This is a genomic window from Rhodococcus sp. 4CII, from assembly GCF_014256275.1.
Taxonomy (GTDB): Bacteria; Actinomycetota; Actinomycetes; order Mycobacteriales; family Mycobacteriaceae; genus Rhodococcus_F; species Rhodococcus_F wratislaviensis_A.
Genome location: NZ_JACCFE010000002.1, coordinates 7164043 through 7169691, shown reverse-complemented (window position 1 = coordinate 7169691; position 5649 = coordinate 7164043). Strand labels below are relative to the sequence as shown.

The following is a 5649-nucleotide window of genomic DNA, read 5'->3' as shown; positions in this document are numbered from 1 at the left end:
ACTCCGGGCTCCATCAGCGAGGACGTGCCCAGGTCGCACCGGACGTGCGAGGCCACAGTACCGACACGTGATGCACCCGGCACGTCCCGTACAGGTTGTGCAGTCCGGCATCGGACAGCGCCCGGAACCGCGTGACGGTCTCCGGCGGCAGCGCCTCCCCGATCACGAAGACGTGCCGCAGGGTGGCGCACGAGGTGGTGGGCACGGACGCGACGAAGGCGTCGAGCATCGAGGGCACGAAGTCCGTGACCGTGACACCGTGCTCGTCGATGACCCGGGCGAGGTACTCGGGGTCGCGGTGACCGTCCGGGGTGGCCAGCACCATCGTGGCGCCCGTGTGCAGCGGCCAGAAGTAACCCCACAGTGATACGTCGAATGTGGTTGCGGTCTTCTGCAGTAGCACGTCTCGCTCGGTGAGCGCGTATTCCGACTGCATCCACAGGAGCTGATTGACGATCCCGCGGTGCGGCACCGACACCCCCTTGGGCCGCCCGGTGGAGCCCGAGGTGTAGATGACGTATGCGGGGTTGTCCGGGCGGAGCGGTGCCAGTCGGTCGGAGTCGGTGACGGGTTCGCCGGAACAGGAATCCAGCGCGATCCGATCGATCTCGACGAATGACGAACCCGCGGGCAGTGCGCCGCGGTCGGCGGAGGTCGTGAGCACGCAGACTGGTTGTGCGGAGTCGAGCACATACCCGATCCGGTCGGTCGGGTGATCGGGATCGACCGGCACGTAGGCACCGCCGGCCTTGACGATTGCGTACATGCCCACCAGCAGGTCCGGTGAGCGCCGCATCGCCAGCCCGACACGCGATTCGGGCCCCACCCCTCGGTCGATCAGATGCCGCGCCAGACTGTTTGCGCGGCAATCGAGTTGGGAATACGACAGCGTGACGTCTCCGAATACCACAGCCACCGCATCCGGTGTGCGGGCAACCTGCGCGTCGAACAGCTCGGGCAGACACATCGCAGGCACGCGGTGCTCGGTGTCGTTCCACGTGCCGAGGAGACGGTCACGTTCGACGGCGTGGAGAAGGGGAAGATCACCGACTGCCGTCGCGGAGGATGCCGCGACCGAGCGCAACAGGTTCACGAATCGCTCGGCCATCGACGCGATGGTCGACTCGTCGAACAGATCGGTGGCGTAGTCGAAGCCGGCCGCGAGACCACCCGGCGTCCCCGCGTCACCGAACCGTTCGGTGACGGTCAACTGGAGGTCGAATTTCGCAACATGGACATCGATTTCTGCCGCCGCGACCTCGAGGCCCGGCAGTGCGACGGAGGTCGGCGCGGTGTTCTGGAACGAGAGCATGACCTGGAACAGCGGATGACGCGCGGCGGACCGGTCGGGGCTGAGCACCTCCACGAGTCGCTCGAACGGGACGTCTGCGTGGGAGAACGCGGCAAGGTCGGCGTCGCGGACACGGTCGAGAATCTCCTCGAACGTGTCGCCCGGCTCGGCGGTCGCACGAAGCACCAGAGTGTTGACGAACATGCCCACCAGGTCGTCGAGCGCCTCCTCGCCGCGTCCGGCGACCGGGGTGCCGATGACGATGTCCGTTCCTGCGCCGAGGCGATGGAACAGCACCACGAGGGCTGTGTGGGTGACCATGAACAGCGTGGTGCCGGTGCTCTGTGCCAGATCGACGAGACGCCCGTGGACCTCGGCCGGGATCGTGAATTCGACGCGACCGCCCCGATGCGACATCTCGGCGGGCCGCGGCCTGTCGGTGGGCAGCTCGAGCATCTGGGGCACTCCGGCGAGCGCCGACTGCCAGTGGGCGATCTGCCGCGCGGACAGGCTGTCCGGGTCGTCTTCCGAACCCAGTAGTTCACGCTGCCAGAGGGTGTAGTCGGCGTACTGCACCGGGAGGGGCGCCCAGGTGGGCGCGTGACCGGCGACGCGCGCCGCGTACGCGACCATCACGTCGGCGGCCAGCGGCGTCATGGACCAGCCGTCGGCGGCGATGTGATGAACCACGAGGACGAGAACGTGCCGGTCGGACGCCTCTCGGAACAGCCCGGCGCGCAGCGGCGTGTCGGTGGTGAGGTCGAACCCGGCACCACCGAGGGCCGTCACGGCGGCGGTGAGCGACTGGGCGTCGACGTCGAGCGGGTCCGTGTCGGCCAGCACGCTCACGGCGGGCATGATCAGCTGGTGAGGTCCGTCAGGGGTGTCGGGGAAGACGGTGCGCAGCGCCTCGTGCCGTTCCTGGACATCGCCGAGCGCCGCTCGCAGGGCTTCCCGGTCGAGAGCGCCGGTGAGCCGCAGGGCAATCGGCAGGTTGTAGGCGGCCGAGGCCGTGTCGAACTGGTTGAGGAACCACATCCGTTGCTGCGCAACGGAGAGGGGCACGCGGGCGGGGCGTTCCCGCGCTTCCAGCACCGGCCGCGAGTCGGCCTGCGGGCCGGCGTTCGACGCCGCGACCGCCAGGTGCGACACCGACGGCGACTGGAACAGGTCCCGGACCCCGATCCGCACACCGAGGGCGGCGTTCACTCGGGACACGACCTGGGTGGCCATCAGCGAGTTGCCGCCGAGTTCGAAGAAACTGGTGTCGACGCTCAGTTCGGGGAGACCGAGGACGTCGCGGAAGATCCCGAGGAGGATCTCCTCGGTGACCGTTCGCGGGCGCACGATGTCGGCCGAGCGTGCGGCGAATACCGGTGCGGGCAGGGCGTTGCGGTCGAGTTTGCCCGCCGGGGTCAGCGGCAGCGAATCCAACACCATGATCGACGACGGCACCATGTACCCCGGCAACCGCTCCCCCACGAACTCCGCCAGCACACGCGTGTCCACGTTCGCCCCGGGCGCGGGAAGCACATACGACACCAGCCGGCTGCCGGTGCCGTCGTCGAATCCGACCGTGTGCGCGAACTCCACCACCGGATGCGCAGCCAGCGCGGCGTCGATCTCGCCCAATTCGATCCGGAACCCCCGGATCTTCACCTGAAAATCACTGCGGCCGAGAAACTCCAGAACCGGAGGCCCGTCCGGGGCGGTCACCCAGCGGACCACGTCACCCGTGCGGTACATCCGCTCGCCGGTGCCGAACGGACTCGCCACGAACCGCTCCGCCGTCAGCCCGGCCCAATGCACATACCCGCGAGCCAAGCTGGACCCGAGGACGTAGAGTTCGCCCCGCACCCCGGCCGGGACCGGACGCAACCGGTGGTCGAGGACGACGAGGTCGACACCCACGGTCGGTGACCCGATGGTCACCGGCTGCCCGGGTCCCAGCGGTCCAGTGGCGGACGACATGATCGTCGTCTCACTCGGACCGTACGCATTGACCATGATCCGGCCCGGCGCCCACCGCGCCACCAACTCCGGCGGACACACGTCACCCGCAACCACCACCGTTTTCAGATGGTCCAGACCGCGGTGATCGAGTGACGCCAGTGCCGCCGGCGTGCAGAACGCATGCGTCACCCGCTGCTCGGCAATCAGTTCCGCCAATTCGGTGCCACCGTAAATCGTGGTCGGCGCCACCACCAGAGTCGCACCCGCACACACCGCCATCACCAGCTCGAACACCGACGCATCGAAACTCGGCGACGCGAAATGCAACACCCGCGAACCCGACGACACCGCCAGACGGTCCCGCTCGTCCGCCGCCAGATTCACCACACCCCGATGCGTGACCGCCACACCCTTTGGCCTGCCCGTCGACCCTGAGGTGTAAATCACATACGCCGGATGGTCGACCGACAACGGCCGCGTCCGATCGGCGTCCGTGACGGCATCCGACGGGTACGAGGCCGCGGCCGCCCGAAACTCGTCGTCGTCCAGGACGATCCAGTGCGTGCACTCCGGCAACCCGTCCCGCAGCGCGGCGGTGGTGATGCCGATAGGCGCACCACAATCCTCCAGCATGAACGCGATGCGGTCGGCCGGATAGCTCGGATCGACCGGGACGAACGCCGCCCCCGCCTTCGCCACCGCCCACACACTCGACACCGACTCGCGCGACCGCGGCAACGCCACCGCCACCATGACCTCCGGGCCGACCTGGAGGTCGATCAGTAACCGCGCCATCCGGTTCGACGTTTCGTCCAGGTCGCGGTAACTCAGGGTGTCGGCGGAGATGCCGTGCCCGGGTGCGACGAGCGCCTCCCCGTCAGGGTTGCCGAGAACGGCACCCGCGAGCAGGTCGGGCAGAGTGACCGGTGCGAATCCGGCGCGGCCGGTAGCGGGAACGAGGGTGCGGCTCTCGTCGTCGTCGAGGATGCCGAGGTCGCCGACCCGTCGAGGTTCATCGGTGTCGGAGGTGAGGAACGCTCCGAGGAACCGGGTGAAGCGAGTGTGATGGGCGCGGAGGGTGTCTTCGGAGTACAGGTCCGGGTTGGCCTCGAGGTCCAGGTTGAGGCTGGTGCCGGCAACCCCGTGATAGACGTTGACCGCGAGGTCGGTGATCGGTCCGGTGGACAGCAGTTCGAGCCTGCCGACGATGCCGCCGAGGGTGATCTCGTCGTGGAACAGCATGACGTTGATCAGGGGGCCGTAGAAGCCCTGGTGGTCGGTGGCCGCGTCCCGCCGGATGTCGATGTGCGGGTAGCGCTGGTGGCGGAGCGCCGCGGTGACCTCTAGCCGGACCGCCGCCACCAGCTCGGCGTTGGTCATGTCCGGGCGGACGTGCAGGCGCAGCGGGACGACATTGGAGACCATGCCGCCGGAGCGGCGGAGCAGCGCGGTGGTGCGGGCGGTGACGGGCAGGCTGACCGCGACCTCTTCGCGTCCGGTCATCCGGGACAGGTACGCGGCGAACGCAGCGACGATTTCGAACGCCGTCGACGAATCGTGCCTGTCCGTGGCGGCCTCGAGGTGGTCGACGAGGGCGCCGGGGATCTGCCCGCCCGTTGTCCGGCTTCGTGCCCGCGCGGGTGCGGAGCGGTCGACGAGGCTGTGCGGTTCACCGATCGTGGACACCCGAGCGGACCAGTACTCCTGGTCGGTGCGGTAGCGCGGCGAGATCCGGTAGTCGTCGTCGACCCGGGCGACGTCGGTGAGTGCGGCCGCCGTGGACGGGGCGGCGGCACGCCCTTCGACGGCCGCGGTGTACAGCCGGGTGGTCCGGTCGATGAGCGTCATCGATCCCATGCCGTCGAGCGCGACGTGGTGGACACGGCTGTACCAGTAATGACGATCCGGCCCGGTGCACAGGACCGCCGAGGTGACGAGCCGATCGCGGCACACGTCGAGCGGAGTGGTGTACTCCTGCCGCATCCACTCCTTGGCCGCCGCCCTCGGATCGGGCTCGTGCTGCAGGTCGACGAACCTGACCGACGCGTCCAGGGTCGGATCGACCAGCTGATAGGGAACTCCGTCGACCTCGACGAGGCGGAGGAAGGCGGAGCCGAGTTCGCGGCCGGCGGTGATCAGCGACTCCGACAGCAACGCCACATCGAGGACACCCACCAGTTCCACGCACTGCGCGATGGTGACGGGCACGTCGGGATCGAGCTGCTGGGCGAACCACATCCCCCGCTGAGCGGTGGAGAGTGGGAATGCACCGTCCGGAATACGACTCGCGGCGGTCACGTCACCACCCGGCACAGCTTCGACCACCTTGTTCGTCCTCTTTCCCACTCCGGCGGTGGGCAGGGCACCCACCGGCCACCCAAGAAACTCATAGTGACCTGCGAACC

1 protein-coding gene is annotated in these 5649 nt (G+C 68.6%); it reads right to left on the bottom strand.

Annotation, left to right across the window (positions count from 1 at the left end):
• Positions 1–13: 13 nt before the first annotated feature.
• Positions 14–5569, bottom strand: a complete 5556-nt coding sequence (locus H0B43_RS33890) for a non-ribosomal peptide synthetase (RefSeq protein ID WP_312037631.1) — start codon at positions 5567–5569, stop codon at positions 14–16.
• Positions 5570–5649 lie beyond the last annotated feature (80 nt).